We start from the raw sequence: 24,813 nt of genomic DNA on the forward strand, positions 1-24,813 counted from the left end.
GCGATGATACACAAGGCCGTCCCGGCCTCCATGGCTTCCCCCCGGCGCGGTCCCTCGTCGCGGCCCAGGGCGCACCTGGACGCCTTGCGTCAGCGCCCGGTTCCGCGTCGCTGGCGCACCCTGCAGGAGCAGCGCCGGCCGCGCGGCGCCCCGTGGCTCAGCACGCGCATCCGCCGGGTGATCTGGCTCTGGCAGCCATGGGCCCTGCTGACCGGCTGGTTCCTGATCCAGGATCGCTGGTACTGGTCGGCCGGAATGCTGGCGCTCGCCTTCGTGACGTTCGTGCTGCGGCCGGCCGAGCGGCCGCCGCGCCTCGGCCTCGAGCACACCGACCCGGCGGGGTCGCGCGGCTTCCTCGACACGATGATCGGGGTGACGGGCGTCGACTTCGTGCCGGGCAACCGGATCGACATCCTCAACAACGGCGACGCGTTCTACCCGGCGATGCTGGCGGCACTGCGACAGGCGCGGCGGTCGATCTGCATCGAGCAGTACATCTTCTGGGCGGGCGAGACGGCCGAGGCGTTCTGCGCGGTGCTGGCCGAGCGGGCCCGCGCCGGCGTGCAGGTCAAGCTGCTGCTCGATGCCGTGGGATCAGCGACGCTCGGCGAGCGCGCGTACGCCACGCTGTCGGAGGCCGGCTGCCAGATCGCCTGGTACACGCCGATCCGGTGGTACACCGTCGGGCGGTTCAACAACCGGACGCACCGCAAGACGGTGGTGGTCGACGGCCGCGTCGGGTTCACCGGCGGGGCGGGCATCGCCGATCACTGGCGCGGCACGGCGCAGCCGCCCGACGAGTGGCGCGACATGATGTTCCGCCTGGAGGGGCCAGCCGTCGGGCCGCTGCTGTCGGGGTTCGCGCAGAACTGGCTGCGCACGACGGGCGAGATCGTGCAGGGCGAGGCGTTCTTCCCGCCGCGGCGAGAGGCCGGGCCGCTCGAGGTGCAGGTGATCCACTCGTCGCCGGATGCCGGCGCGTCATCGGCGCGGCTGATGTACTACCTGGCCATCGTCTCGGCGCGACGCCGCATCGACATCGTCAATCCCTACTTCGTGCCCGACGAGACCGCGATCGACACGCTGGTGGAGGCGGTCGCGCGGGGCGTGCAGGTGCGGGTCCTCATGACCGGACGCCGCACCGACAACTGGCTGGCCCGTCAGAACAGCCGCCGGCTCTACGGCGTCCTGCTGGACGGCGGCGTGCGTCTGTACGAGTATCACCACTCGATGCTGCACCAGAAGGTCATGCTCGTGGACGGCTGCTGGTGTACCGTGGGCACCAGCAACTTCGACAACCGGTCCTTCGCCCACAACGAGGAGACGAGCGTGTGCGTGTGCGACACGGGCTTCGTGGCCGCGATGACCGACCTGTTCGAGGAGGATCTGGCGGCCAGCCAGCCGGTGGCGCGCGAGGACTGGCAACGCCGCAGCGTGCTGACGCGCGGCCAGGAACTGCTGGCATCGTTGCTCAAGGAGCAGGTGTGAGTCGTCCGGCACAGCTGTCGTTCCCCTGGCGCGAGTGCGCCGAACGCGACGAGGCGGCGCCGATGCTGGCCGTGGCGCCTTCGCCGGCGATGCCTTCGCCGGCGCTCACCTTCGTGCGCAACGGCCGCGCGCGCCGCTACATCCTCCGGGTGCTGCCCGACGCGACGGTGCGCGTGACGATCCCGCGTTACGGATCGCGGCGCGAGGCCGAGGCCTTCGTCAGGACCCGCACGCGCTGGATCGACGAGCGGCGGCAGGAGATTGCCGGGCGGCGGCACGACCTGCGGTGGCGTCAGGGCCAGCGCATCTGGTGGCGCGGCCTGCCGGTGATCCTGGACGTGGCGCAGGTCGACGCGACCCGCGTCGTGGTGCGCTGCGGCGACCTTGTGGCCACGGTGCCTCCGCGCGACGACTACCGGCCCGTGATCGAACCCCTCATGCGGGCCCGTGCGGCCGCCGAGTTGCCACCGCGCCTGCTGGCGTTCGCCGCGCGGCACGACCTCACGGTGTCACGAGTCACGGTGCGCAGCCAGCGTTCGCGCTGGGGGTCCTGTTCGCGCGACGGCAGCATCGCGCTCAACTGGCGGCTGCTGCAGATGCCGGCGGAGGTGTGCGACTACGTGCTGCTCCACGAGCTGATGCACCTCAGGCAACCGAATCACTCGCCCCGATTCTGGGCGGAGGTCGCCGCAGTCTGCCCCGACTACGCGACCTCGCGGGCGTGGTTGCGCGCGGAAGGCCTGGGCCTCTGCTGATGCCGACACGGACTGCCGACGAGGGCGCCATGGTCGACACGAGCGCGGCGCTGGCCTCGCTCTATCAGGGCCCGCTGGCCGAGTTCATCACGCGCCGGCGCGCCGTCGTCTCGCAGTTGAAGGCGAGCGGGCACAAGGACGTGGCGGCCCGACTCGCGACCGCGGCCAAGCCCTCGCGCGCCGCGCACCTGGTGAATCAGGTGTTCTGGCGCGCCCGCCCGGCGTACGACGCGCTGCTCGACGCCGGCATGGCGGCGCGTGCCGCGCAGCAGGCTCGGCTCCTCGGGGACGGCGACGCCGATCTCTCGCTCACCCTGCGCCTGCGCGACCAGGCCGTCCAGGCGGCGGTGGACGAGGCCCTGTCGATGGCCTCGAGCGAGGCGATGGGCATCGGCGAGAGCCTTGCCGGTCCGGTCCGCGCCTCGTTCGAGGCGCTGGCCGCACACGGACGGGACGGGCGACTCGCGCACGGCCAGTTGGTGGAGGAGGTGCCGTTGCCGGGACTGCAGGCCCTCGCCGGCCTGGTCCTGCCAGCAGGAGCGCCACCCCCTGCCCGGCGCTTCGAGATCGTGGCCCGCCAGGCGACGCCCGAACCCGCGGTGCCGCGCGCGCCCGACCCACAGCGGCTGGCCGCCGAGGCCCGTCTCTCCGATGCCCAGGAGCGCGAGGCTCTGGCCCGGGAACGGCGGGTGGAACTCGAGCGTGCCCTCGAGGCTGCTTCCGGCGAGTTGAACGACGCCGAGCGGGAGTTCGAGGCCGCGCGCGCGCGGCTCGCGTCGGCCACTCAGGCCGTGGAGGCCGGGCGCACGGCGCTCGACGCGGCGGCGCGAGAGGCCGAGCGCCGACAGGAGGCGCTCGCGGCGGCGGCGGCGGCCGTCGCGGCGTTCGACACCCCCTCCAACCCTTAGGCTCGACCTTCCGCGCCCTTCAGCCGGCCCCGGTGTCGTCCAGGCGGGAGGCCCATCGGATGCGATCGAGGCGGGCCCCGGCCGCCGCCACCAACGCGTGAAGGCGTGTCGCTCCGCTGAAGCTTTCGCTCTCGCTGCACGACGCGGCCCATCGGTCGCGATCGAGGAGGTGCAGCACCAGCCAGTCGGCGGCGCGCAATGCATTGGTCATTCGGCCAAATGTCATGGGGGCGTCAGGACTCGACGTCAGCGCCAGGACGACCAGCGCGTGGCAGGCGATCAGCGACCCGGTGACCGACAGCAAGCCCTCACCCTGATACGCCACCCATGACGCGCACAGCCGCGTGCCGAGGTACCGCGCCAGGGCGCGTTCGGCATGTGGGCGCGTCAGTGGACGATCGTCCGACGAAGGCTCCGGCAGGTCGGCAGGCCAGTCTGACGGTCGCCAGTCCTCGGGTACGTTATTTATTAGGTCTTTCAGCAGATATCCCAGGGGGTCGTCGCCGTCCGCGGTCGCGCGCCTGCCGCGCCACTGGAGGGCGCGAGCGTGCTTGTCGACAAAATCAACCAGGGCGGCGTCTGTGGCCTGCCATTCTCTCACCGCAGACGTGAAGTGGACCAACGTCTCTAGCACGACCGTGAGCGAGTGGGCGGTGCCGGCCCTCGGCAGGAGGTCGGCAAGCACGACCCGCTCCCAGGCGGCATAGCCATCGTGGCCCGCCAGGACACCCGGTCTCAGGAGCGGAGGCCATGTCGTGCTCGCATCGAGGCCCTCGACATGGACCCTTGGGACAGCCTCAATGAGGGCGAACGATAGAAATCCTGCGGTGCTGACCGAGTCATCGAGCAGGAGCGCGGCCGAGGAGCCACACCACGCCGACAGGGTCTGCTGCCAGCCCCGCGCGTCGAGCAGCAGGATCCGGGGGAACTGGCGGCAGCTGTGGGGAAGGGCCAGATGGCCGAGCTGCTGCTCGAGCGTGCACCCCGGCTGCTCGGCGTGACTCGCATGAAAACCGCACTCGCCGTCGGTCAAACGACCGAGTATATTGCCCTCTTCAACGGCCACATCTGCTCGTGTGGACACCCGCCCAGCGACGAGTCCTTGGCGCAGGAGCAGCAGCGGTGCTGGCTCGACCGGGATGGGCCACCCCGCCCGACAGCAACTGCCCGAGTGTCGGCATTCGTAGCGCGAGAGCCCGGCAAGCGTGCGGACGAGGGCCCCCGATTCGGGGCCAGCCGTGGCGACTGCTGGCATCGGCCGGGTCAGCGTGATCTGAGCCTGGTCGGGCCCCTGTGGGCCAGCCATCCCGCGCCGAGCACGCCCATCCCCCAAGCGAGCACGAACGCCATCCGCGTCCGGGCGTTGCCGGGCGTCGGCTGGCCGAGGACGAGCGAGAGCATCGCCCAGAGGCTCGTCGCGGCGAGGAGCAGGCCAGCCCAGGAGGTCATGGGATGCCGAGGAAGAAGTATGGTGCCCGCTCTCGGACTCGAACCGAGATGCCCTTGCGGGCGGGGGATTTTGAGTCCCCTGCGTCTGCCATTTCGCCAAGCGGGCGCGGACGGCAGTCTACCAAAACGCCGCCGATTCGTGACGCGGCCCTGCCGGGCGGCGGCCGAGGTCAGGGCTTCGGCGTGTTGGCGCCGACCGTCCAGAGGTAGAGCGTGCGGCTGGTGCCGTTGGCGTCGGTGAACGTTTCGACCTTGTCCGGCTGCCAATCGCCCATACCGAACTGGTGCGACACGACGCGCGCACCCGGCTTCAACTGGCTCAGCAGTCGTGGCCGCAGCTTCACGTTCGAGGACGACAGGAGATAGAGCGTGACCACGGTCGCCTGCGAGAGGTCGGCCTCCAACGCATCCTGCTGTCGGAACTCGACGCGGGACTCGACCCCTGCCGCCTTGGCATTGGCCCGCCCCTCGGCGATGCGGGCCGGATCGATGTCGATGCCGATGCCCCGGGCCCCGAACTTCTTTGCCGCCGTCACGACCAGCCGGCCGTCTCCCGAGCCGAGGTCGATGACCACGTCGTTGGCGCCGACCCCGGCCATGGTGAGCATCCGCTCGACGACGTCCTGTGGGGTGGGCACGTAGGGCGCCAGCGTCGGCTGGCCCGCTGCCGGCGCAGGCCCGGCCGCCTGCAGGGCAAGCGGGGGCGCCAACATGGTGAGTGCCATGGACAGAGCGCCGAGCGAACGGAACACGCGTAAACTCATCGGTGTGGTCTCTCCACGGCAGTCGAACGCGGGCCTGCCGGCGCCCTTACGACGTCCCGGCCCCGCACCTGGTTGGATGGCGGGTCTCGGTGGCTGGGAAGACGCTCACGTTCTACGCTATACTGACAGCGTTTCTCGGACCATATCGCTGGAACCGCTACCTGTGCATCATTCCGGAGAGAGGGGTGCCTGTGACATTTCAGGTCGGTGACAAGGTCATCTACCCGAATCATGGCCTCGGTGTCGTTGAACGAATCGAGACCAAGACGATTCTGGGAACCGTGTGCGATTTCTATCAATTGCGCATGGTGGCAAACGAGACGACGGTGCTCGTGCCCGTCAACAACGTCGAGAGCGTCGGCCTTCGCCGCGCGGTGTGCGACGAAGAAATCCAGAAGCTGTACGGTTTGCTTTCCGACGGCAACATCGACAGTCACCAGAACTGGAAGGGTCGCTTCAAGGACAACTCGGATCGGATGCGAACGGGCTCCATCTACGATGTGGTCGAAGTACTGAAGAGCCTCTGTTACCTCAGCAAGTCGAAGAACCTCTCCTTCCGCGAGAAGCGCATGCTCGACAGGGCCCGCTTCCTCGTCATCTCGGAAATCTCCGAAGTCACCCACCAGCCGATGGCCGGCGTCGAGACCATGGTCGACGAAGCCCTGTGCCGGTGTTTCAAGACCAAGGACGAGACCACCCCGGCTCGCCGGCCGGCAGTCGCCATGGCGGCCAAGGTGGTCGCGCCGAAGGTGGCGACGGCGTCTCGTGCAACGGCTCGCCGCGCCCTCAGCGGCAATTAGGTTCCGCGCAGTCCACGGTTCCCGATGAAACCGCGGGGAGCCCGGTGGTCGAAAGATCGCCGGGCTCTTTCGCGTAGAGCGCCCGCCTTTCCCCGGCCGAGACAGACGCCCACGTGTTCACGCTGATCACCGCCATCCGCAGCATCGTCGCCTACGTCTTCGTGATTGCGTACATCGTGATCATCGGCACGCCGGCGCTGCTCGTCGCCCTCCTGACCAACACCCACCGGCACCTGATCGTCCTCGGCATCAACTGCGTCCGGATCGCCATGGCCATCCTGGGCATCCGCGCCGAGGTGGTCGGCAGCGAGTACATCCAGCACCACCGCTCCGCGCTCTACACGGTCAACCACGCGAGCAACGTCGAGCCCCCCATCCTGTTCGCCGTGCTGCGCAGCCTGACGCCGAAGCTGAAGGTCGTCTACAAGGCCGTGCTGCGCAAGACGCCGATCCTGGGCCGTGGCTTCGACCAGGTGGGGTTCGTCCCCATCGAGCGCGAGAACCGCGAGCGCGCCACGCAGGCCATCGATCGGGCCACCGCGAGCGTGCAGTCGGGCAACTCACTGTTGATGTTCCCCGAGGGCACCCGCAGCCGGACCGGCGAGTTGCTGCCGTTCAAGAAGGGCGCCTTCGTGCTCGCGCTCAAGGCCCAGGCGCCGATCGTGCCGACGGCGATCTTCGGAGCGGCGCGCGCCATGCGACCGGGCAGCCCGTTGATCTGGCCGACGACGGTGCGCGTCCATTTCGGGCCCCCGGTCGAGACCGTCGGTCTGCAGATCGCGCAGCGCGACGAGCTCACCGAGCGCGTGCGCAACGAGGTGGCCCGCCTGCTGGTCGAGGCGGCGGCCGCCGATGCCGCGTCGACGCGCGGCTGAGCGACTCACCCCGCCGCCCGGACACGCTTCGGGGTAGCCTGAGAGGCGGGGGCGCCGGGTGCTCCCGAGGAGCGCAGACATGGACATCCTCGTGACGCTGGGCCGCACCCTCGGCTTCTCGATGACCGCGGGCGTCAACCTGTACGCCACCGTCGGCATCCTCGGCCTCGCCGCTCGGTACGGGTGGGTCTCGCTGCCCGCGCAGTTCAAGGTGTTCGACCACGACGCGATCATCTACTCGGCACTGGCCCTGTTCGTCATCGAGTTCGTCGCCGACAAGATTCCCTGGGTCGACACGCTGTGGGACAGCGTCCACACCGCCATCCGTCCCCTTGGCGGCGCGCTGATCGCCGTCAGCACGCTCGGCGAGGCCTCTCCCCTGATGCAGGGGCTCGTCGCGTTGCTCGGCGGCGGGCTCGCGGCCTCGAGCCACCTGACCAAGGCGGGCGCGCGCGTCACCGTGAATGCGAGCCCAGAGCCGTTTTCCAACTGGATCCTGAGCCTGTCGGAGGACGTCTTCGTGCTCGGGCTGGCCATGCTCGCGCTGAGGTACCCCGTCCTCGCCCTCGCCGTCGTCGCGATTGCGTTCGTGGTGTCGCTGGTCGCGCTCTCCATGGTCATCGGGAGCCTGAAGCGCCTGTTCGCCCGTCGCCGCCGCGCCCTGCTCGGCGACCAGCCCGCCTGACGCCGTGCTGCACCTGCTCGTGGCGGTGCTCGAGTCCGACGCCGACGGTCTTGCCGTCGGCGTGGTGCGGGCCTTGCGTACCGTGGCACCGTCGCTGGACGTCTCTCGCCTCGGGGGCATCGCGCTGGCCCGCGAGGACACCCGCGACATCGCCATCAGCGGCTCGCTGACGTCCGGTCTGCAGCGCACGCCCGTCGACGCGGCGCTGTTGGTGGGCGGTGGCCGGGTGGGGCAGGCGAGGCTGGGCAGGCGCTTGCGTCGGCATGGCGTGCCGGTGGCGATCCTGGCAGGGCCTGCCCGCATCCAGTGGCCGTGGCCGGCCTCACGGCTCGCGGCGGCCTGCGATCTCGTGATTGCGTCGCCCATCGACGACGTGGAGGACTTGCTGGCGGCCGGGGCGACAGTGCACCGCGTCGGCCATCCGATGGCCGACGACGTGACGTTGCCGCTGGCGGAGGACCGCGCGGCGGCGCGCCGCACGCTGGGGCTCGGTGAGGATCTGCCCGTGGTGGCCGTGTGCGCGGGCGCGGCCGGCGGCGACCTGCCGTGCCTGGCGCCGGTGCTCCGCGAGGCGCTGCGGCACTGGCAGGGAAGTGGCGAGCGTCTCCAGGTCGCCATCGCGGTATCGGGCGCGGCGCAGGCCGACCCGGCGCGTCGGCTCCTTGGCGGCGCACCCGGTGTCACCGTGCATGCCGCGCCGGCGCGCACCGTGGTGACGGCGGCCGATGTCGCCCTCTGCAGCGATGGCGAGACGACGCTGTTGGCGGCCCTGTTGGGGACGCCGCTGCTGCTCGCGCGTCGACGGACGTGGACCGAACGCGCCGCGCAGGCCGTTGCGCCGAGCCTGGGGGGCCGCGTGGTGCCGTTCGAGGCATGGCCGAACCGGGTCGCTGGCGAGTTCGTCGTGCCGGAACTGGTCGACGACGACTTCCGGGGCGCGCGCCTGGCACGCGAGGTGGTGGCGCTCGTCGAGCATGCCGCCGATCAGGCCCGGCGGCTCGCCGACGTGCGCAAGGCGGTGCGTGCCGACCGTGCCTGGGCGAGCATCGCGCGCCTGCTGGTCGACCTGGCCGTGGCCGGAGCCCCGCCCGCGACCGGTCAGCCGCCGACGGTGAAGCGCAACTCGTAAGGGGCGAGCGGCTGGTTGTCGAAGGCGACGATGCCGGGCGCGAGCCGGATGATCACGGTGCGGAAGCGATCGAACGGGCCCGAGAACTTCAGCTCGAGCATCCGCCGGCCCTGGTCGTAGTTGGCGACGAACGGCGGCGGCTGCGTCTGGGGGACGCCGCGCTCGGCGGCCTCCTTCGGGTCGTAGGCGGCCTGGACGTTGCCCTTGAACGACTCGGCGGTCATGTCGCGGGAGAACTGGATTCGTACCCGGGCGTCGGCCGGCACGTCGATCTCGTTGGCCGTCGGTGTGCTGAACACGACCTGCGGCGCGGGCGGGGGCGGCGCGACTTCCGTGACCGTCTCGGCCGGTGCCGCGTCGGTGACCGCCTGCGTCGTCCTGATCGAGATGGCCTCGATGTAGACCAGGCCCTTGGCCGTGCGGAGGTCGCCCTGGATCTCCAGCCAGCGGCCGGTGTCGACGCGGGCTTCGACGTTGAGGTCGAAGCCCGGGCCCTTGGGGCGCCGGCCGACGACCCAGACGCTGGCGTCGGCCAACTGGATCACGAAGTCGAACTTGCTGCGGGCCGGGGCCGCAGGCTGGTCGCCGAACAGGTTCCGGCCGCGGAACCGGCCGCTCACGGTCACCGACTGCCCCTCGAACCGCGCCGGCTCGAGCGCGAGCGCGCGCACCGACGCCGCGGTGAGCGGCTCGGACTTCTTCACCTCGGAGACGAGCAGGACCGGCAATTCGCCCTGCCCGGGCCAGTCGCGCTGCAGGACCTTCTGCGACAGGGCGACCAGGCTGTAGGTGCCGACGCGCTGGTCGTCCTGCTGCAGGCGCCCGACGTCGATGAACGTGCCGGTGGCTTCGACTTCGCCTTCCACCTGCGCCACGGCGGCCTCGCCGACGGTCAGCAGGCGGGTCTGCCCGCTCAGCAACGCCGTGCCGACCTGGTCGGTGACGAGCTTGCCGCGCACCCGTACGGCCTGCAGGTGGTAGAAGCCGGCGTACGCGACCAGCGCGTCGAGCGTCGTCGCCTTGCGCCCCGACGAGGTCTCCGCCCGTAGTTGGGCGCGGGCCGGGACGCTGCCGGCCAGGACCAGGACGAGGGCAAGGGCGAACGCGCGCTGGAGCATATGGTGATACGACGCCGGCCGAGCCGTCTCAGTTGACGCGACGTCGGCCGACCCGCGCCAGGATGACGCCCAGCCCGAGGAAGACGACCAGTCCGATCAGGTGCCCGACCGTGCCTTCGTGCAGCGCCGGGATGCGGCCGAGGCTCTCCTGGGCGTCCTCGACCCGCAGGGCCGTCGGCATGTACTCCCGCGAGCCGTAGAGCACCGCGTAGATGATGCCCGCGATCGATCCGCCCGCAATCAGGCCCGAACTGAACAGGGTGCCGGCGCTGACCTCGGACTCTTCGTGCTGGCCCGTCGAGCGCTCGACCAGCCAGCGCACCACGCCTCCGACGAAGATCGGCGCGGTCGTCGCGATCGGCAGGTAGGCGCCGACCGCGAACGACAGCGACCGCACTCCGCACAGTTCCATCGTGACGGCGATGAACACGCCGGTGAGGACGAGGCCCCACGGCAGGTTCTGGCTCAGGAGGCCCTTGATGATGGTCGACATCAGGGTGGCCTGCGGCGCCGGCAGCGCGTTGGAACCGATGACCATGACCTTGTGGAGGTACAGCGTCGTGACGCCGATGATGAGGGCCGACACCAGCACGCCGATCACCAGACCGATTTGCTGTGAGCGGGGCGTGGCACCGACCAGGAAGCCGGTCTTGAGGTCCTGCGACGTCGCCCCCGCGTTGGCCGCGGCGATGCACACGACGGCGCCGACGGTGAGGGCGATGGGCGCGTAGACATCGCCGGTCCAGCCGATGCTCACGAAGATCGTGCACGTCAGGATGAGCGTGGCGATCGTCATGCCGGACACCGGGCTCGACGAACTCCCGATGAGGCCGACGATGCGCGAGGCCACCGTCACGAAGAAGAAGCCGAAGATGACGACGAGCGCCGCGGCCAGCGGGTTGCCCTGCGTCGGCATGCCGGGCGCGATCGCGAGCACCACCGCGAGCAGCAACGTGCCGCCGAGGACGACCGCCACCGGCACGTCCCGCTCGGTGCGCAGTTGCGTGCGGCCGGCCGAGTCGGCGCGGAAGTCCTTCACCGAGTCGCGAAACGAGCCGATGATCGTCGGAATCGTGCGTGCCAGCGTGATCAGGCCCGCCGCGAGCACCGCGCCGGCGCCGATGTACCGGATGTACTGGCTCCAGATCTGGCCCGGCGCCATGTCGACGATCCGCAGGCCGTCGGGCGGAGCGGGCGGGAAGGGCGTCGGCATGTAGGCGCCGAGGATCGTCAGCAGGGGCAGCAGCACCATCCAGGAGAGCACGCCACCGGCCACCATCTCGCCGGCGATGCGGGGCCCGATGACGTACCCCACGCCCATGTACTCGGGCGAGATGTCGACGTTGAGGGTCGCGTTGGGGAAGGCGCTGGTCTTCGGCGTCGTGTAACCCACCTCGGTGCGTACGAGCTGGAAGATCCAGGGGAGCGCCTTGAACAGGGCGCCAATCCCGAGTCCCTGGAACACGAGCGTCGCCAACTGCCCGCCGCGTTCGCCGGCGATGAGCACGTCGGCGCAGGCGGCGCCCTCGGGGTAGGGGAGCACGCCGTGCTCCTTCACGATCAGCGCCCGGCGGAGCGGCACCATGAGCAGCACGCCGAGGATGCCGCCGGCAAAGGCCAGCATGGTGATCTGGAAGTAGTTGAAATAGGCCGGGCCGTAGGGCGTGAGGAAGATGAGGGCCGGGATCGTGAACACCACGCCGGCGGCGACCGACTCTCCTGCGGAGCCGATCGTCTGGACGATGTTGTTCTCCAGGATGGTGGAGCCGCCGAACTTCTTCAGGACCGAGATGGCGAGCACCGCGATGGGAATCGACGCGCTCACGGTCAGTCCGGCCCGCAACCCGAGGTAGACGGTGGAGGCGCCGAACAGCAGGCCGAAGAGGGCGCCGAGGAGCACGGCCTTGGCCGTGAACTCCGGCGGGGCCTGGTCCGGGGGCACATACGGGGTGAACGTGGGCTGGGCCATGGAGGGGGAAGGTACCGCAGATCAGGTGACAACGGGACACGCGAGGGCCTCGAGCCCACGCTGTCCGCCATCGCGTGGCTATGATGAGGCGACCCATGGCCGCCCGAATCACAGGACTTGCGGCGCTGTTGCTGCTGGTCGCCGCCCCTCTGGTCGCCAACGCGCTCGGCGCGGTGCTCGCGTCGCGGCCGCGTCCGGGCGTCGCATCAGCAGTGCCCCCGTGGAACTGGAGGGCGAGCTGCTCGTCGGCGCTGCTCTACACGCTGGCGTTCAACGTCACGTTCTTCATCCAGGAACTCTTCCTCGTGGTGCCGAAGGCCCTCACGCCCGGCCTGCGGCCGGTCCTCTATCACAACAACCATGACTGGGGCGGCGATCACCCCCTTGCCGAGTTGTTCCAGGGGACCGGCGCCCTCGCCATCCTGGTCTCCGCGGCGGTGTGCCTGCTGCTGCGGCGTGCCACCACGCGGCGCCCGACGACCACGCTGTTCCTGATCTGGATGACGTACCAGGGGGCGGTGCAGGCGTTGCTGCAGGTGGTGGCGGCGGTCCTCGACGCGCGCAGCGACGTCGGACGGGCCTTCGCTTTCATCGGGCTCGGTGATGGCCTGCAGACGACGGCTGCCGTTCTGGCGGTGGTTGCGATCGTGGCGGTCGCGCTCACCGTGACGAGAGCGGTGCTGGCGATGGTCGACGACCCTGGCGCACTGGCCACCGCCGGCCCGCGGGCCCGCGTCGTCCTGCGATTGGCGACGGTCCCGGCGCTGGTTGCGATCCTGCCGATCATCGCGTTTCGCGTGCCGCGGGAACTGCCCGAAGTCGTCGGGCCCCCCGTCATCGTGACCCTGGTCGGCATCGCGTGGGTGCAGGCGTGGTCCTGGCCGGCCGCGCGCGTCACTCCGCTCGGCGGCGCCTCCGGCCTGCAGGTGGCTGGTCCGGCGGTGGCCGTGATGTTGACCCTGTTGTTCTTCCAGGTGGTGCTGCGGCCGGGAGTTCCGTTCTTCTGAGACCATCGCCGACCAGGCTGACGGCCGACAGTGGCTGCCTCCCTGGTGTGCGTCCTCTCGGTGATGTCCTCCCTCCGTGGGGCCCGTCGCCTGATGTCTTATCCTGTCCTCCGTGTCCGACCTCGCGCGTGACCGGCCCGGTGGGGACCAGGTCTCCGAACTCACCACGGCGCGGTTGTCCGTCTACCTGCGGTGCCTCGAGGCGCTCGACGCCGCCGGGGTCAAGACCGTCTCCTCGCAGGGGCTGGAGGCGCAGTTCCAGCTGAATGCGGCGCAGATCCGCAAGGACCTGGCGCATTTCGGCGAGTTCGGCATCCGCGGGGTCGGCTACTACGTCAAGGACCTCAAGCGCCACCTGCGGCAGATCCTCGGCCTGGACCGCAGCATCAAGGTGGTGATCATCGGCGCCGGCAACCTCGGGCTCGCCCTGGCCGACTACCCCGGATTCAGGGTGGACGGCTTCGACGTCGTGTCGCTGCTCGACACGGCCAGGGAGAAGGTGGGGCAGTACTCCCGCAGCGGCGTCCCGATCCGGCACGTCCGCGACCTCGCGCGGCTGGTCGAGCGGGAGAAGATCGACATCGCCGTCATCAGCGTGCCGGCCGAGGCGGCCCAGGGCACGGTCGACGACGTCGTGGCCACCGGCATCCGTGCGATCCTGAACTTCTCCCCCGGGAACCTGCGTGTCCCGTCCCACGTGAAGTTGAAGAGCATGGACCTCACCGTCACCTTCGAGAGCCTCTCGTTCTTCCTCGCCCATGGCCACGTCGCCCCGTAGGCCCCGCGCGCTCACGCACGCCGACGCCGAGGGCCGCGTCCGGATGGTGGACGTCTCGGCCAAGCCGGTGACCCATCGCGTGGCGGTGGCGCGTGGCTTCGTCCACGTCTCGGCAGCGGCGCGTCGACTGGTGCGCACCGGCACCGTGAAGAAGGGCGACCCCCTGCAAGCGGCGCGCATCGCCGGGATCATGGCCGCCAAGGGGACGGCGACGCTCATCCCGCTGTGCCATCCCCTGCCGTTGAGCGGGGTCGACGTCTCGGTCGAACTGGCGCGCGGCGGGATCGCGATCGAGGCCAGCGTGCGGACCACCGGGCAGACGGGTGTCGAGATGGAGGCGCTGACGGCCGTGGCGGTCGCGGGACTCACCGTCTACGACATGCTGAAGGCCGTGGACAGGGAGATGGTCATCGACCGGATCCGGCTCGTCGAGAAGCGCGGCGGGCAAAGTGGTACCTTCAAGGCACGCACATCCTGAACTGGGAGAGACGGTGCCCGGCCGCGTCGGCCCGACACCGGACCCCGAGGTGCCCCGCATGCCCGTTGCCGTCGCGTCGCAAGTCCGCTCCCATCGCTTCCCACCCTCAATCGCCTCACGCATCTCGTCACTGGCGCAGCTGCCGGGAGACCTTCTGCGGACGTACCCCCGCCCCGACCTGCTGCAGGTCTGCACGGCGTCGGGGCTGGTGCCCTGCTCGACGTCGGCCTTCGTCGAGCGCGTGCGCGCCATCGGGCTGGCGCTCACGGACATGGGCATGGCGCCCGGCGATCGCGTGGCGATCATGTCCGAGACGCGCCAGGAGTGGGTCCTGGCCGACATGGGCATCGTGACGGCGCGGCTGGTCACCGTGCCGATCTATCCGACCATCTCGGGGCAGCAGGCCCGCTTCATCCTGCAGGACTCGGGTGCCCGCGGCGTGTTCGTGTCCGACGCCACGCAGGCCGAGAAGATCCTCTCGGTGCGACACCTGCTCCCCGAGCTCGAGTTCATCGTCGTGTTCACCGACGAGGTGCCGCCCGCCGCCGTGCGCGGCAGCCACACGGTGCTCCGGCTCGAGGGCCTGGTGGAGCGCGGCACGGCGCGGGCTGCCGATCCTGGCGCCGTGGCGCGGTACGAGGCCGGCATCGCCGCGGTCAGGCCCGACGACCTGCTCACGATCATCTACACGTCGGGCACGACGGGCGAGCCCAAGGGCGTGATGCTGACGCACGAGAACGTGCTGTCGAACCTTCGCGCGGTCTCGCCGGTGCTCGAACTCACGCCGCAGGACGTCGCCCTGAGCTACCTGCCGCTGAGCCACGTGTTCGAGCGCATGGTCACGTACCTCTACATGTACGAGGGCCTCACGGTGTGCCATGCCGAGTCGCTCGACACGCTGGCCCGCGACCTGCAACTGGCGCGGCCCACGGTGATGACCGGCGTGCCGCGCGTGTACGAGAAGTTGCACGCGAAGATCCACGAGGTCGCGGCCAACGCGCCTGCCTTCCGTCGCCGCCTGTTCGAGTGGGCCGTGCGCATCGGCACCGAGGCGTCGGCGGCGCGCATTTCCGGCCGGTCCCTGTCGCCGCTGCTCAAGATGCAGGAGGCCGTGGCCGACAGCCTGGTCGCCGCGAAGATCCGCGAGAAGGTCGGCGGTCGGCTGAAGCTCGCCGTGTCGGGCAGCGCGCCCCTGCCGGCGCACATCGCGGTGTTCTTCAACGCCGTCGGCATCCCGCTCATCGAGGGCTACGGCCTCACCGAGACCTCGCCGGTGCTCACCGTCAACCCGCGCACGCGACCGCGGTTCGGGACCGTCGGGTGCGCGGTGGACGGGGTGGAACTCGCCATCGGCGACGACGGCGAGATCCTGGCGCGCGGCCCGAACATCATGAAGGGCTACTGGCAGCGGCCCGACGACACCGCAGCCGTGCTCGAACCGGACGGCTGGTTCCACACCGGCGACATCGGCACGCTGAGCGACGACGGCTACCTGACGATCACCGACCGCAAGAAGGAACTGCTGGTCACCTCGGGGGGCAAGAAGATCGCGCCGGCGCCGATCGAGGCGCTGCTGAAGAGGCACCCGCTGGTGGCCGAGGCGATGATCGTCGGCGAGGCGCGCAAGTTCCCGGCCGTGCTGATCGTGCCCAACTTCCCGCAACTCGAGCATCGTCTCAAGCTGCTGGGCATGCCCCTCGGCCCGCGCGAGGAACTGGTCGTGCGTGAAGACGTGGTCTCGCTCTACCAGGAAGTGGTCGAGCCGCTCAACCGCGATCTCGCGCAGTTCGAGCGCCTGAAGAAGGTGGCGCTGCTGCCCACCGAGTTCAGCATCGCCGGTGGTGAGCTGACGCCGACGCTCAAGCTGCGTCGCCGCGTCGTGCTCGAACGCTGGCAGGCCGTCGTCGATCGGCTGTACGAGAATCCGTAGGGCGCCCGTCTCGCCTGACGTGTCGCGACCCACCAACCGTTTTTCGAGGAGGATGCATGAGTTCCCGGGTGTACGAGGCCATCAACGATCAGGTGAACAACGAGCTTTCGGCGTCGCACAGCTACCTGGCGATGTCGGGCGTGTGCGAGCAGCTCAACTTCCCGGGCGCGGCGCACTGGTTCCGCGTGCAGAGCGAGGAAGAGCGTGGGCATGCCCTGCGCCTGTTCGACTTCATCCACGCGCGCAACTACGGCGTGACCCTTCGCCAGATTCACGTGGAGACCGTGCCCGTACGCACGCTGCTCGAGGTGTTCCGCGCGTCGCTCGCCCAGGAAGAGCAGGTCAGCAAGCAGATCGACGCCCTCTACGAGATCGCGATGCAGGAGAAGGACTTCGCGGCCGTGGTGGAGATGCAGTGGTTCGTGACCGAGCAGGTCGAGGAAGAGAAGTCGGCGCGCGACGTCATCGCCAAGCTCGAGATGGCGGGCAGCGATGCGCGGGCCCTGCTGGAGATCGATCGGGAACTCGGTGCGCGGGCCGGCGAGGGCGGCGGCACGGGGGGCGAGGGCGCGCGAGGGTGAACGGCTCGGGCCGACCCACGGCAGGCGATCAGGCCGTCGGCCTGTCGCCTGCGACGGGGGGCTTCACTCGAACACCGTCGCCCGGGGCAGCGGCCACCAGCGCAACTGCACCTTGCCGATGATGTACTTCTTGGGGACCGTGCCCCAGTGGCGGCTGTCGGAGCTGTTGTTCCGGTGGTCGCCCATCACGAAGTAGTAGCCCTCCGGAATCTCCTGCGGCCCCCAGTCGTCGTGCCCCCGGTACTCGGACGGCACGTAGGCGTCCTCGAGCTGGACGTCGTTGACGAACACGCGCCCGTCGACGATGCGCACGCGATCGCGTGGCTCGGCGATCACGCGCTTGACGAACGACTTGTCCGGATCCACCGGGTACCACAGCATGACGATGTCGCCGCGCTGCGGCTCGCCGACCTTGTAGATCGCCTTGTTGACGATCAGCCGGTCCTGATCCGACAGGGTGGGGGCCATGCTCTGGCCCTCGACCCGCGCCACCTGGAACCCGAAGGTGACGATGAGCGTGGCGTAGACGGCGGCCGAGGCCAGCGTCTTGAACCACGTGAAGAGTTCCTCGGCGGCGCGCATCCAGATCGAGGGGCGACGCACCTCTGCCGTTGCGGCCCTGAGCGCTTCGTCGGCGGCCTGGGCGCTCACCGGCGCCACGACCGGGGTGAAGCCGGACGGCGGGTTGGGCCCGACCACGGGGGAGAAGCCGGACGGCGTCGGCTCGATCGTCAGAGCTGCAGGTAGTCCCGGAGCCGCTTGGTCTGCGCCCGGCTCACGGGGATCTCCGTCGACTTCGCGTCGCGCATCCTCAGGATGAAATTCCGGCTGAACCAGGGGACTATCTCCTTGATCTTGTTGATGTTGACGAGGTACGAGCGATGGACCCGCCAGAACGTCGCCTGGTCGAGCTGGGCCTGCAACTCGTCGAGCGTCCGGTAATTGGACGTCCCCGTCACCTGACTGGCTACGATCGTGACCTCGTCCTCGTTCAATGAGGCGTACACGAGATCCTCGGCCTGCACCAGCAGGATGCGGTCGTCGACCTTGACGACGATGGGCGATCGCCGCGCCTGCCGCGCGGCCACCGCTTCCACGATCTCGGCCAGCGCCTGCGGCGACACGACTCCCGACCGTGCCCGGTCGATGCGGCTACGGGCCCGAGCCAGCGCCTCCTCGAGGCGCGCCGGCTCCACCGGCTTGAGCAGGTAGTCGACCGCGTTCACCGTGAAGGCGTCCAGCGCGTACTGGTCGAACGCCGTCACGAACACCACGTGTGGCGGCCGCGGCCGCTGCGCGAGCTGCCGCGCCACCTCGAACCCCGTCAGCCCCGGCATCTGCACGTCGAGAAAGACGATGTCGGGCTCGAGGTCGTCCAGCAGGTCGAGCGCCGCGATGCCGTTGTCGGCCTGGCCGGTCACCTCGACCGAGGCGTCCTTCGAGAGGAGGTAACACAGTTCCTCCCGCGCCAGCTGTTCGTCGTCGACCACAAGGACGCTGACCTTCATTTTACGCCGTCCGCCTCCCTGGCAGCAGGATGTCCGGGATCTCCAGCCGCACCCGCGTGCCCTGGTCCGCTGCACTGTCGATCGACAGGCGACCCTGGGCGCCGTACATGACCCGCAGGCGTTCCGCCACGTTGGCCAGCCCGATGCTGCTGCCGCTGCCGGTGCTGCGGGCGGGCCGGGTGTCGTCGATGCCGACGCCGTTGTCGACGACCTCCAGGACCAGGAGGCCGGCCTGTCGCTGCGACCGGAGGGTGATCACGCGATCGCCGAGCTTGTCGGCCAGGCCGTGCTTGATCGAGTTCTCCACGAGGGGCTGCAGGATCATGCTCGGCACGACCTGGTCGAGGGTCGCCGGATCGATGTCCTTGTCCACCCGGAGCGACGGGCCGAAACGCACGCACTCGATGTCGAGGTACTCGTCGACCGCCGTCAGTTCGTCGCGCAGGGACACGAAGTGGTCGTGGGCGCGCAGGCGGCGGCGCAGCAACCCCGAGAGCCGGTTGATCAGCATGCGTGCGGTGTCGGGGCGCGTGCGGATCAACGACGAGATGGACGTCAGGGTGTTGAAGAGGAAGTGCGGGTTGATCTGGCTGGTGAGCGCCTCGATGCGCGCCTCGAGCAGGAGCGCCTCCTGCTCCTGCAGCTTGTGCTCGATCCGCGCCGAATTCCAGACCTTGATGGGGATGGCCACGGTGAGCGTCGTGGCGAGCAGCGTCAGGGCCAGCATGCCGGGAGAGTGCGCCGGGAAGAAGAACAGGCGTTCGATGCCGTAACGATGGCCGAGGGCCTGATGCAGCACCTCGAGCGCCAGCGGCGCCGCGATGAGCAGCATCTGCCAGTCCACCTCGAACCGGCGCACCAGCTTCCAGAGGTAGCGCAGCAACCCGGTCAGCACGAACGGGGAGAAGTGCCAGATGGCATCCTTGGGGCAGATCTCGCGGAGGCCGCCGCCGGCGAAGCCGCAACCGACGTACAGCGGCACCGCGATCCACTCGCCGCCGGCCATCGCGGTGAGCCCCACCATGGCGCCGACGATGGCGCCGGCGTAGGGACCGGCGACCAGGCCGGCCATGTAGGCGCCGCCGAGGGAGACGTCAGCAGCCGCGTAATTGAGGAGCAGCCGGCTGGCGACGCCTGCTGACAGCGGGATGCCGAGGGCGCCGATGAACTTGACCCGCTCCGGCCAGTCGCGGCGCTCGGTCAGCAGGAGCGTGCGAAACCTCCGGAACCGCACCAGCATCGTCGACAGCGCGGCCACGGCGGCCAGCTGCACGATTTGCGTCACGAGCAGGTACTGCTCGAACGTCAGGAAGCGCGGACCCTGGGGCACAGGGCAGTGTAACCTCCGGCCGGGCTGTCGCTGGTCGGCGCCGGCCGGCGGCTGCAGAAACACGACGGCCGGGCACGCCGCAGGGCGCGTCCGGCCAGGTCGGATCCGGATTCAGGCCGAGCCGGTCAGCGCCGACGTCGACGCAACAGGCCTGCGGAGGCGAGGGCCAGGCCGGCCAGCGTGAGGCTCGCAGGCTCCGGAATGCGGCGCACCGTCGAGGCCACCGTGTACGACGCCGACACGGATCCGAGTTCGTCGTCGCTACGGCGGCCGCCGATGCGCGTCTGGGTGGCCGAGAAGGTGAGGCTCATCGGGCCCGGCGTGAACGTGCTGACCAGCCCCTGCGGCACGAAGGTGCCGAAGGCCGTCACCGACACCGATCGGTTGGTCGACGTGCTGCCCGGGTTCAGGGCGGCGGTGGTCACCGTGCCCGTGAAGTCGCCCCAGGCGGCATCGAAGCTGACCGGCGCGCCCACCGTGGCGGTGATCGACTGGGTGACCACGGCGGCCGCCGGGTTCACGGCCGGCGGGACGAAGCCCGGAACGATGGTCAGGGCGCCGGTGCCGCCCGTGAACAGGGAGTAGGTGAAGTTGAAGGTGGTCCCGACGTTGATGAGGACGGCCGGCGTCCAGTCCGCGACACCGAGGGAGACCTGACCCGTGGCCGAGATCGGCGCCGCCTGCGCCGGAGCGCTGGAAGACAGGCCGACGAAGAAGGAGAGGGCAGCGACGAAATGGGTGAGCTTCATTGTTGAGCGCTGATTATGCAGCAAATGCGCCAAAGGGCCGAGCTTTCTCCGCCTGAGCCGGCGGACGCTCCCGTACCCTCAAGAGGGATGATTGATCCAGACTTCGCGACTCTTGTCTCTGCAGGGGTAGACTAATTCGAGCGGCGCCGGGCCCGTCCCCTGCCACCTTCGATACCCGCATGTCGTTCTTGTTGTTACACTACGAAGTGGTTCCGTGCCCTGGTGGGGCGACGGGGCCCACCGGAGGCTCAGACAGATGATTCGTCCCTGGATCGTCGGGTTCAAGACCACGCTCGGGCACATGTTCAAGAAGCCCATCAGCGTGAACTACCCGGACGAGAAGGTTCCGATGTTCCCGAAGTGGCGCGGCAAGCAGGTCTTGATGCGCGACGAGAACGGGTTGGAGAAGTGCGTGGCATGCGGGCTCTGCGCCGTGGCATGTCCCGCCGATGCGATCTACCTCGAACCTGCCGAGAACGACGGCAGCGTGATGGCCGGGCCGCGTTACGCCCGCACATATCAGATCCACAAGACCCGCTGCATCTTCTGCGGGTACTGCGAAGAGGCCTGTCCCGTGTCTGCCATCTTCATGGGCAAGGACTACGAACTGGCCGTGTACAGCAAGGACGACTTCGTGTGGGACAAGGAAGACCTCCTCGTCCCCGTGCCTGGCCAGGCTCAGGCGCCGGCGGCGCGCAAGTAACCCCGTCCGTGACCGAGTCCTTCCTCGACGCCCTGCGCGCTCGGGTGCTCATCTGCGATGGCGCGATGGGCACCCAGCTCTACGCCCGCGGCGTCTTCCTCAATCGCGCGTTCGAGGACCTGAATCTCACCGAGCCCGACCTCGTCGTCGGGGTCCATCAGGCCTACGTGCGCGCCGGCGCCGAGATCATCGAGACCAACACCTTCGGCGCCAATCGCCTGAAGCTGGCCAGCTTCGGGCTGGCCGAGAAGGTGCACGCGATCAACGTGGCCGGCGCGCGCATCGCGCGCCATGCGGCGCGCGACGGGGCGTGGGTGGCCGGCTCGATCGGGCCGCTCGGCGTGCGCGTCGAGCCGTGGGGCAAGACGGGCCTCGACGAGGCGGCGGCGATCTTCGCCGAGCAGGCGCGTGGCCTGGCCGACGGGGGCGTCGACCTCTTCGTGCTGGAGACCTTCCGGGACGTCAGCGAGATCGGCGCCGCCATCCGGGCCATCCGCAGCGTCAGTGATCGCCCGGTCGTCGCGATGCTGACCACCGCCGAGGACGGCAACACGCTGGACGGCACACCGGTCGAGCAGTTCGGGCCGCAACTGGTGGAGTTCGGCGCCGACGTCATCGGCGTCAACTGCAGCGTCGGACCGGCGGCGATGCTCGACACGGTCGAACGGCTGGCCAAGGTCGTGCCCGGTACGCTGCTCGCCGCGATGCCCAACGCGGGCAAGCCCCGCGACGTCGACGGCCGCAACCTGTATCTCTGCTCGCCCGACTACATGGCGTCGTACGCGCGGCGGTTCGTCGGCGCCGGCGTGCGGCTGATCGGCGGCTGCTGCGGCACCACCCCCGATCACGTGCGCCAGATCGCCCTTGCCGTACACGCCCTCGGAGCGCCGGCCCCGACGTCGCCCTCGGTGACCGGGACCACCCCGGTGCGCGAAGCCGTGACGCCCGTGCCGGTCGAGTCGAGATCGCGCCTGGCCAATGCCCTGCGGCGGGGGCGTTTCGTGACCGGCGTCGAGTTGGTGCCGCCGGCCGGCTTCGGACACGACCGCATCGCGCAGCAGGCGCGCGAGGCCCGCATCAACGGCCTCGATGTGGTGCTGGTGAGCGACGGGTCGGGCACGCGAGCCCGCATGAGCGCCCTGGCCAGTGCCGTCACCGTGGAGCAGAGTGCCGGTGTCGAGGCCATCCTGGAATACAGCTGCCGCGACCACAGCCTGCACGCCATGCAGGCGGACCTGCTTGGCGCGCACGCGCTCGGGCTGCGCAACCTCCTGTTGGTGACGGGACGGCCCTTGCGCCGGTCTGCCTATCCGGACGCCACCGCGGTGTTCGATGTCGATTCGATCGGCCTGACCAACGTCGCCGCCCGCTTCAACCGCGGCGAGGATGTGGGGGGCCAGCCCATCGGGGTGCCCACCGGCTTCCACATCGGCGTCGCGGCCAACCCGACGGCGGTGATGCCCGAGCGTGAGCTCTCGCGCTATCGGTACAAGGTGGAGGCCGGCGCCGAGTTCGTGGTCATGGGCCCCATCTACGACGTCGACGCGCTGCGGCAGTTCCTCGACGAGACGACCGAGCAGCGGGTGCCGGTGCTGGCCATCGTGCGCCCCTTCGAGAGCGCGCGTCAGGCCGAGCAGTTGGCCAACGAGGAACCCGGCGTGAGCGTGCCCGAGGCTCTGGTGACGCGCATGGCAGAGGCCGAGCGGACCGGTCGCGTGCATGAGGAGGCGCTCACGATCGCCCGTGAACTCGTCGTGGCGATCCGGCCGCTGGTCGCTGGCATCATCGTCGCAGCCGCCGGTGGTCGGGTGGCGACGGCGCTGGACGTGCTCGGCGCCCTGACGAGGTCGGAGGACCTCCTGCCCCAGGTGGGGCAATCCGCGTGAGCAACGGGGCCGTGGTAGACTTCCGCATCGTTCGCAGCAGGAGAGCCGATTGATGGCATTGTTGGGGCAGGATCGGACGCGTACCGACGAAGAGGTGCTGCAGGGCGACGCCGCCACTCGCGCACTGTCGGTGACGGCTGTCGAGAACGACTTCGTCGAGAAGGTCTACGACCGTCTCGCGAGCGTCTACGACCTCACGTTCGGGCCCACGCTGCACCCCGGGCGTGTGCAGGCGCTCCAGCGCATGCAGATCCACCCCGGCGACAGGATTCTCGAGGTGGGCGTCGGCACCGGCATCAACTGCGCGATGTACCCGAGCAACACCGAGATCACGGGCATCGACTACTCCGATGCCATGCTCGAGAAGGCGCGCGAGCGCGTCGCTCGCAAGGGCCTGAAGAACGTCCGACTGCTGCAGATGGACGCGCAGGACCTCAAGTTCGACGACAACGCCTTCGACATCGTCTACGCGCCGTACCTGATCAGCGTCGTTCCCGACCCGGTCAAGGTGGCGCAGGAGATGCGCCGGGTGTGCAAGCCCGGGGGCCGCATCATCTTCCTGAACCACTTCCTCAGCCCCAACAAGCTGTTGTCGAAGGCCGAGCGGCTCATCTCGCCGCTGATGGTCCACATCGGCTTCAAGTCCGACCTCGACCTGCCGGCCTTCCTCGCCCAGGCCAATCTCCAGCCGGTCTCGATCGAAAAGGTCAACATCCCCAGGATCTGGTCGCTGGTCACCTGCATCAAGGACTGAGACCTGAAGGGCGCCTTGCGGCGCCCTTTGTGCTTCAGTCGGCCTTCGTCATCGGGCCGTCGGCCTTCGATCAGGCCATCGCGCTGAGCATGCCCGCAGCCACGTCGGCGCCGTTGACCAGCGGTCGCTCGGCAGGATGCGGCTGCCCGAGCAGCGCCTCGACATCCTCATCCCAGCGCGCGTTGGCCAGCGCCTCGCTGGCCAGGAATCGGCAGCGCAGCACCGACGGCATCTGCTCGACCATCACCGGATATTCGCGGAAGCGCCCGCGATCGGTGTAGAGCAGGGCCGTGCCGTTGGCCACGCATTCCGACACGATGCCGTAGCCGGGCTTGGACACGACCACGTCGCACGCCGCCACCAGGTCCTCGTAGCGCAGGTCGAGCGCCTCGAGGCGGTCGCGGTCGGCGTGCAGGGCATCGGCGGGCGCGTCCGTGCTGCCATGCTGGGCGCCCGAGGACAGGACCAGCCGGTACGGCGCCCCGTCGTGCTGCGCCAGTGTCATGCCCGCCACCCCATAGCCGCCGAACGAGACGAGCACGTGCGGGCGGCCCTGGTCCATGCCGAGCAGGCGGCGGGTCTCGGACGGGTCGCGCCGCGCCCGTCGCGCGACCCACGGGAAATCGAGCACGGTCCGGACCGTCGAGAAGCCGCCGTACATCGGGAGCCGCCATGCCGCCTCGGCCTCGGCGTAGCGCCGCCCGAGACGCCGGGGCAGGTCGTCGAACCCCGGATGGTCGGCGGTGAAGTCCTCGTAGATCCAGTCCCACGTGAAGTTGGCCAGGACGATGGCGCGAGCCCCGGCGAGGACGGCCGCGGTGCAAGGCATTGCCGGCGCGTCGCAGACCACCACCCGCGTGCCGTTTGCCCTCAGCGCATCCGCCAGGGCGACGGCTGACGCGTCGGCCTCCTGTTCGAATCCACGCGCTGCCTCGAGCGTGGCGGGGATGTCCAACCGAAGGCTGTCGCGCTGGATGGCCCCCGTGTCGACGGCCCACGGGCGACGCGCCACCGGGACGCGCACGGTCCGGTCCAGCAGCCAGGGCGACGCCTCCGTGAAGATCGTGATCGGCACGTCGGGGCGCAAGGCCCCGAACGCGTTGATGACCTCGACCTGCCGGCTGGCGTGCCCGAAGCCGTGCCCGGAGATGCAGAACGCGACGGCCACG

Annotated in this window: 25 protein-coding genes and 1 tRNA gene; 15 read left to right on the plus strand and 11 right to left on the minus strand. The window is 69.8% G+C overall.

Going from position 1 to position 24,813, the window contains the following annotated elements; genetic code table 11:
- The first annotated feature begins 84 nt into the window (after positions 1-84).
- The 3 genes from TBR22_RS10310 to TBR22_RS10320 are packed head-to-tail and all read left to right on the plus strand — an operon-like array spanning position 85 to position 3,151.
- Positions 85-1,488 (plus strand): phosphatidylserine/phosphatidylglycerophosphate/cardiolipin synthase family protein, encoded by a 1,404-nt coding sequence (locus TBR22_RS10310; protein ID WP_239492894.1) that lies wholly within the window; start codon positions 85-87, stop codon positions 1,486-1,488.
- A complete protein-coding gene (locus TBR22_RS10315; RefSeq protein WP_239492895.1) occupies positions 1,485-2,243 on the plus strand; it encodes a M48 family metallopeptidase in 759 nt (252 codons plus the stop codon). Before TBR22_RS10310 ends, TBR22_RS10315 begins: the two co-directional genes overlap by 4 nt.
- Positions 2,243-3,151 carry a hypothetical protein gene (locus tag TBR22_RS10320; RefSeq protein ID WP_239492896.1) on the plus strand — a complete coding sequence of 303 codons (909 nt, stop codon included), beginning with the start codon at positions 2,243-2,245 and terminating at the stop codon, positions 3,149-3,151. Before TBR22_RS10315 ends, TBR22_RS10320 begins: the two co-directional genes overlap by 1 nt.
- A gap of 19 nt (positions 3,152-3,170) precedes the next feature.
- Here the strand turns inward: TBR22_RS10320 and TBR22_RS10325 are convergent, their stop codons facing one another.
- From TBR22_RS10325 to TBR22_RS10340, 4 genes are all read right to left on the minus strand, one after another.
- Entirely contained in the window at positions 3,171-4,217 is a 1,047-nt protein-coding gene (locus tag TBR22_RS10325) for a hypothetical protein (protein WP_239492897.1), read from the minus strand.
- A gap of 197 nt (positions 4,218-4,414) precedes the next feature.
- Positions 4,415-4,600 carry a hypothetical protein gene (locus TBR22_RS10330; protein WP_239492898.1) on the minus strand — a complete coding sequence of 62 codons (186 nt, stop codon included), beginning with the start codon at positions 4,598-4,600 and terminating at the stop codon, positions 4,415-4,417.
- Positions 4,601-4,620: 20 nt separating this feature from the next.
- Positions 4,621-4,706, minus strand: a tRNA-Leu gene (locus TBR22_RS10335).
- Positions 4,707-4,770: 64 nt separating this feature from the next.
- Complete coding sequence (locus tag TBR22_RS10340) at positions 4,771-5,325, minus strand: cyclopropane-fatty-acyl-phospholipid synthase family protein (RefSeq protein ID WP_239492899.1); 555 nt, start codon at positions 5,323-5,325, stop codon at positions 4,771-4,773.
- A 224-nt stretch (positions 5,326-5,549) separates the two neighbouring features.
- On the opposite strand from TBR22_RS10340, the gene TBR22_RS10345 reads away from it, so the two are divergent.
- From TBR22_RS10345 to TBR22_RS10360, 4 genes are all read left to right on the plus strand, one after another.
- Positions 5,550-6,164 carry a CarD family transcriptional regulator gene (locus TBR22_RS10345; protein WP_239492900.1) on the plus strand — a complete coding sequence of 205 codons (615 nt, stop codon included), beginning with the start codon at positions 5,550-5,552 and terminating at the stop codon, positions 6,162-6,164.
- Between the two features lie 113 nt (positions 6,165-6,277).
- On the plus strand, positions 6,278-7,039 hold the full coding sequence (locus TBR22_RS10350) for a lysophospholipid acyltransferase family protein (RefSeq protein ID WP_239492901.1): 762 nt from the start codon (positions 6,278-6,280) through the stop codon (positions 7,037-7,039).
- A gap of 79 nt (positions 7,040-7,118) precedes the next feature.
- Positions 7,119-7,724 carry a DUF4126 domain-containing protein gene (locus TBR22_RS10355; protein ID WP_239492902.1) on the plus strand — a complete coding sequence of 202 codons (606 nt, stop codon included), beginning with the start codon at positions 7,119-7,121 and terminating at the stop codon, positions 7,722-7,724.
- A 4-nt stretch (positions 7,725-7,728) separates the two neighbouring features.
- Entirely contained in the window at positions 7,729-8,853 is a 1,125-nt protein-coding gene (locus tag TBR22_RS10360; RefSeq protein ID WP_239492903.1) for a hypothetical protein, read from the plus strand.
- Here TBR22_RS10360 and TBR22_RS10365 read toward each other — a convergent pair.
- Positions 8,823-9,971 carry an Ig-like domain-containing protein gene (locus tag TBR22_RS10365; RefSeq protein WP_239492904.1) on the minus strand — a complete coding sequence of 383 codons (1,149 nt, stop codon included), beginning with the start codon at positions 9,969-9,971 and terminating at the stop codon, positions 8,823-8,825. The two genes, TBR22_RS10360 and TBR22_RS10365, sit on opposite strands and share 31 nt — an antisense overlap.
- A gap of 28 nt (positions 9,972-9,999) precedes the next feature.
- Positions 10,000-11,940: an OPT family oligopeptide transporter gene (locus TBR22_RS10370; RefSeq protein ID WP_239492905.1), complete on the minus strand. Its 1,941-nt coding sequence runs from the start codon at positions 11,938-11,940 to the stop codon at positions 10,000-10,002.
- Between the two features lie 95 nt (positions 11,941-12,035).
- Here TBR22_RS10370 and TBR22_RS10375 point away from each other — a divergent pair, with 95 nt between their 5' ends.
- The 5 genes from TBR22_RS10375 (at position 12,036) to TBR22_RS10395 (ending at position 16,714) form a co-directional block, all read left to right on the plus strand.
- Complete coding sequence (locus tag TBR22_RS10375) at positions 12,036-12,947, plus strand: hypothetical protein (protein WP_239492906.1); 912 nt, start codon at positions 12,036-12,038, stop codon at positions 12,945-12,947.
- Between the two features lie 112 nt (positions 12,948-13,059).
- Positions 13,060-13,725, plus strand: a complete 666-nt coding sequence (locus tag TBR22_RS10380; RefSeq protein ID WP_239492907.1) for a redox-sensing transcriptional repressor Rex — start codon at positions 13,060-13,062, stop codon at positions 13,723-13,725.
- On the plus strand, positions 13,706-14,203 hold the full coding sequence (gene moaC, locus TBR22_RS10385; protein WP_239492908.1) for a cyclic pyranopterin monophosphate synthase MoaC: 498 nt from the start codon (positions 13,706-13,708) through the stop codon (positions 14,201-14,203). Before TBR22_RS10380 ends, moaC begins: the two co-directional genes overlap by 20 nt.
- Positions 14,204-14,261: 58 nt before the next feature.
- On the plus strand, positions 14,262-16,133 hold the full coding sequence (locus TBR22_RS10390) for a long-chain fatty acid--CoA ligase (protein WP_239492909.1): 1,872 nt from the start codon (positions 14,262-14,264) through the stop codon (positions 16,131-16,133).
- A gap of 56 nt (positions 16,134-16,189) precedes the next feature.
- The gene (locus tag TBR22_RS10395) at positions 16,190-16,714 is read left to right on the plus strand and encodes a ferritin (protein ID WP_239492910.1); all 525 of its coding nucleotides are present in this window, start codon (positions 16,190-16,192) and stop codon (positions 16,712-16,714) included.
- A 63-nt stretch (positions 16,715-16,777) separates the two neighbouring features.
- Here TBR22_RS10395 and lepB read toward each other — a convergent pair whose 3' ends face one another.
- The 4 genes from lepB to TBR22_RS10415 all read right to left on the minus strand — a co-directional run bounded on the left by lepB (position 16,778) and on the right by TBR22_RS10415 (position 20,301).
- Positions 16,778-17,413 (minus strand): signal peptidase I, encoded by a 636-nt coding sequence (gene lepB, locus TBR22_RS10400; RefSeq protein ID WP_239492911.1) that lies wholly within the window; start codon positions 17,411-17,413, stop codon positions 16,778-16,780.
- 32 nt (positions 17,414-17,445) lie between these two features.
- Entirely contained in the window at positions 17,446-18,222 is a 777-nt protein-coding gene (locus tag TBR22_RS10405; protein WP_239492912.1) for a LytTR family DNA-binding domain-containing protein, read from the minus strand.
- A 1-nt stretch (position 18,223) separates the two neighbouring features.
- Complete coding sequence (locus tag TBR22_RS10410; RefSeq protein ID WP_239492913.1) at positions 18,224-19,552, minus strand: sensor histidine kinase; 1,329 nt, start codon at positions 19,550-19,552, stop codon at positions 18,224-18,226.
- Positions 19,553-19,677: 125 nt separating this feature from the next.
- On the minus strand, positions 19,678-20,301 hold the full coding sequence (locus TBR22_RS10415; RefSeq protein ID WP_239492914.1) for a PEP-CTERM sorting domain-containing protein: 624 nt from the start codon (positions 20,299-20,301) through the stop codon (positions 19,678-19,680).
- 256 nt (positions 20,302-20,557) lie between these two features.
- On the opposite strand from TBR22_RS10415, the gene TBR22_RS10420 reads away from it, so the two are divergent.
- Genes TBR22_RS10420 through TBR22_RS10430 form a run of 3 tightly spaced genes read left to right on the plus strand, consistent with a single transcriptional unit; the run spans position 20,558 to position 23,644 of the window.
- Positions 20,558-21,004: an NADH-quinone oxidoreductase subunit I gene (locus tag TBR22_RS10420; RefSeq protein ID WP_239492915.1), complete on the plus strand. Its 447-nt coding sequence runs from the start codon at positions 20,558-20,560 to the stop codon at positions 21,002-21,004.
- An 8-nt stretch (positions 21,005-21,012) separates the two neighbouring features.
- Complete coding sequence (locus TBR22_RS10425) at positions 21,013-22,890, plus strand: bifunctional homocysteine S-methyltransferase/methylenetetrahydrofolate reductase (RefSeq protein ID WP_239492916.1); 1,878 nt, start codon at positions 21,013-21,015, stop codon at positions 22,888-22,890.
- Positions 22,891-22,942: 52 nt separating this feature from the next.
- Positions 22,943-23,644: a class I SAM-dependent methyltransferase gene (locus tag TBR22_RS10430; RefSeq protein ID WP_239492917.1), complete on the plus strand. Its 702-nt coding sequence runs from the start codon at positions 22,943-22,945 to the stop codon at positions 23,642-23,644.
- A 70-nt stretch (positions 23,645-23,714) separates the two neighbouring features.
- Here TBR22_RS10430 and TBR22_RS10435 read toward each other — a convergent pair whose 3' ends face one another.
- The gene (locus TBR22_RS10435; protein ID WP_239492918.1) at positions 23,715-24,812 is read right to left on the minus strand and encodes a hypothetical protein; all 1,098 of its coding nucleotides are present in this window, start codon (positions 24,810-24,812) and stop codon (positions 23,715-23,717) included.
- Position 24,813 lies beyond the last annotated feature (1 nt).

It is taken from the genome of Luteitalea sp. TBR-22, assembly GCF_016865485.1.
Lineage (GTDB): Bacteria > Acidobacteriota > Vicinamibacteria > Vicinamibacterales > Vicinamibacteraceae > Luteitalea.

Bases quoted from the DNA above. Each gene is read 5' to 3' on its own strand.
- TBR22_RS10415 (WP_239492914.1), bottom strand. From the start codon at position 20,301: ATGAAGCTCACCCATTTCGTCGCTGCCCTCTCCTTCTTCGTCGGCCTG.
- TBR22_RS10395 (WP_239492910.1), top strand. From the start codon at position 16,190: ATGAGTTCCCGGGTGTACGAGGCCATCAACGATCAGGTGAACAACGAG.
- TBR22_RS10365 (WP_239492904.1), bottom strand. From the start codon at position 9,971: ATGCTCCAGCGCGCGTTCGCCCTTGCCCTCGTCCTGGTCCTGGCCGGC.
- TBR22_RS10330 (WP_239492898.1), bottom strand. From the start codon at position 4,600: ATGACCTCCTGGGCTGGCCTGCTCCTCGCCGCGACGAGCCTCTGGGCG.
- TBR22_RS10370 (WP_239492905.1), bottom strand. From the start codon at position 11,940: ATGGCCCAGCCCACGTTCACCCCGTATGTGCCCCCGGACCAGGCCCCG.
- TBR22_RS10420 (WP_239492915.1), top strand. From the start codon at position 20,558: ATGATTCGTCCCTGGATCGTCGGGTTCAAGACCACGCTCGGGCACATG.
- TBR22_RS10405 (WP_239492912.1), bottom strand. From the start codon at position 18,222: ATGAAGGTCAGCGTCCTTGTGGTCGACGACGAACAGCTGGCGCGGGAG.
- TBR22_RS10320 (WP_239492896.1), top strand. From the start codon at position 2,243: ATGCCGACACGGACTGCCGACGAGGGCGCCATGGTCGACACGAGCGCG.
- moaC (WP_239492908.1), top strand. From the start codon at position 13,706: ATGGCCACGTCGCCCCGTAGGCCCCGCGCGCTCACGCACGCCGACGCC.
- TBR22_RS10375 (WP_239492906.1), top strand. From the start codon at position 12,036: ATGGCCGCCCGAATCACAGGACTTGCGGCGCTGTTGCTGCTGGTCGCC.
- TBR22_RS10430 (WP_239492917.1), top strand. From the start codon at position 22,943: ATGGCATTGTTGGGGCAGGATCGGACGCGTACCGACGAAGAGGTGCTG.
- TBR22_RS10340 (WP_239492899.1), bottom strand. From the start codon at position 5,325: ATGGCACTCACCATGTTGGCGCCCCCGCTTGCCCTGCAGGCGGCCGGG.
- TBR22_RS10355 (WP_239492902.1), top strand. From the start codon at position 7,119: ATGGACATCCTCGTGACGCTGGGCCGCACCCTCGGCTTCTCGATGACC.
- TBR22_RS10390 (WP_239492909.1), top strand. From the start codon at position 14,262: ATGCCCGTTGCCGTCGCGTCGCAAGTCCGCTCCCATCGCTTCCCACCC.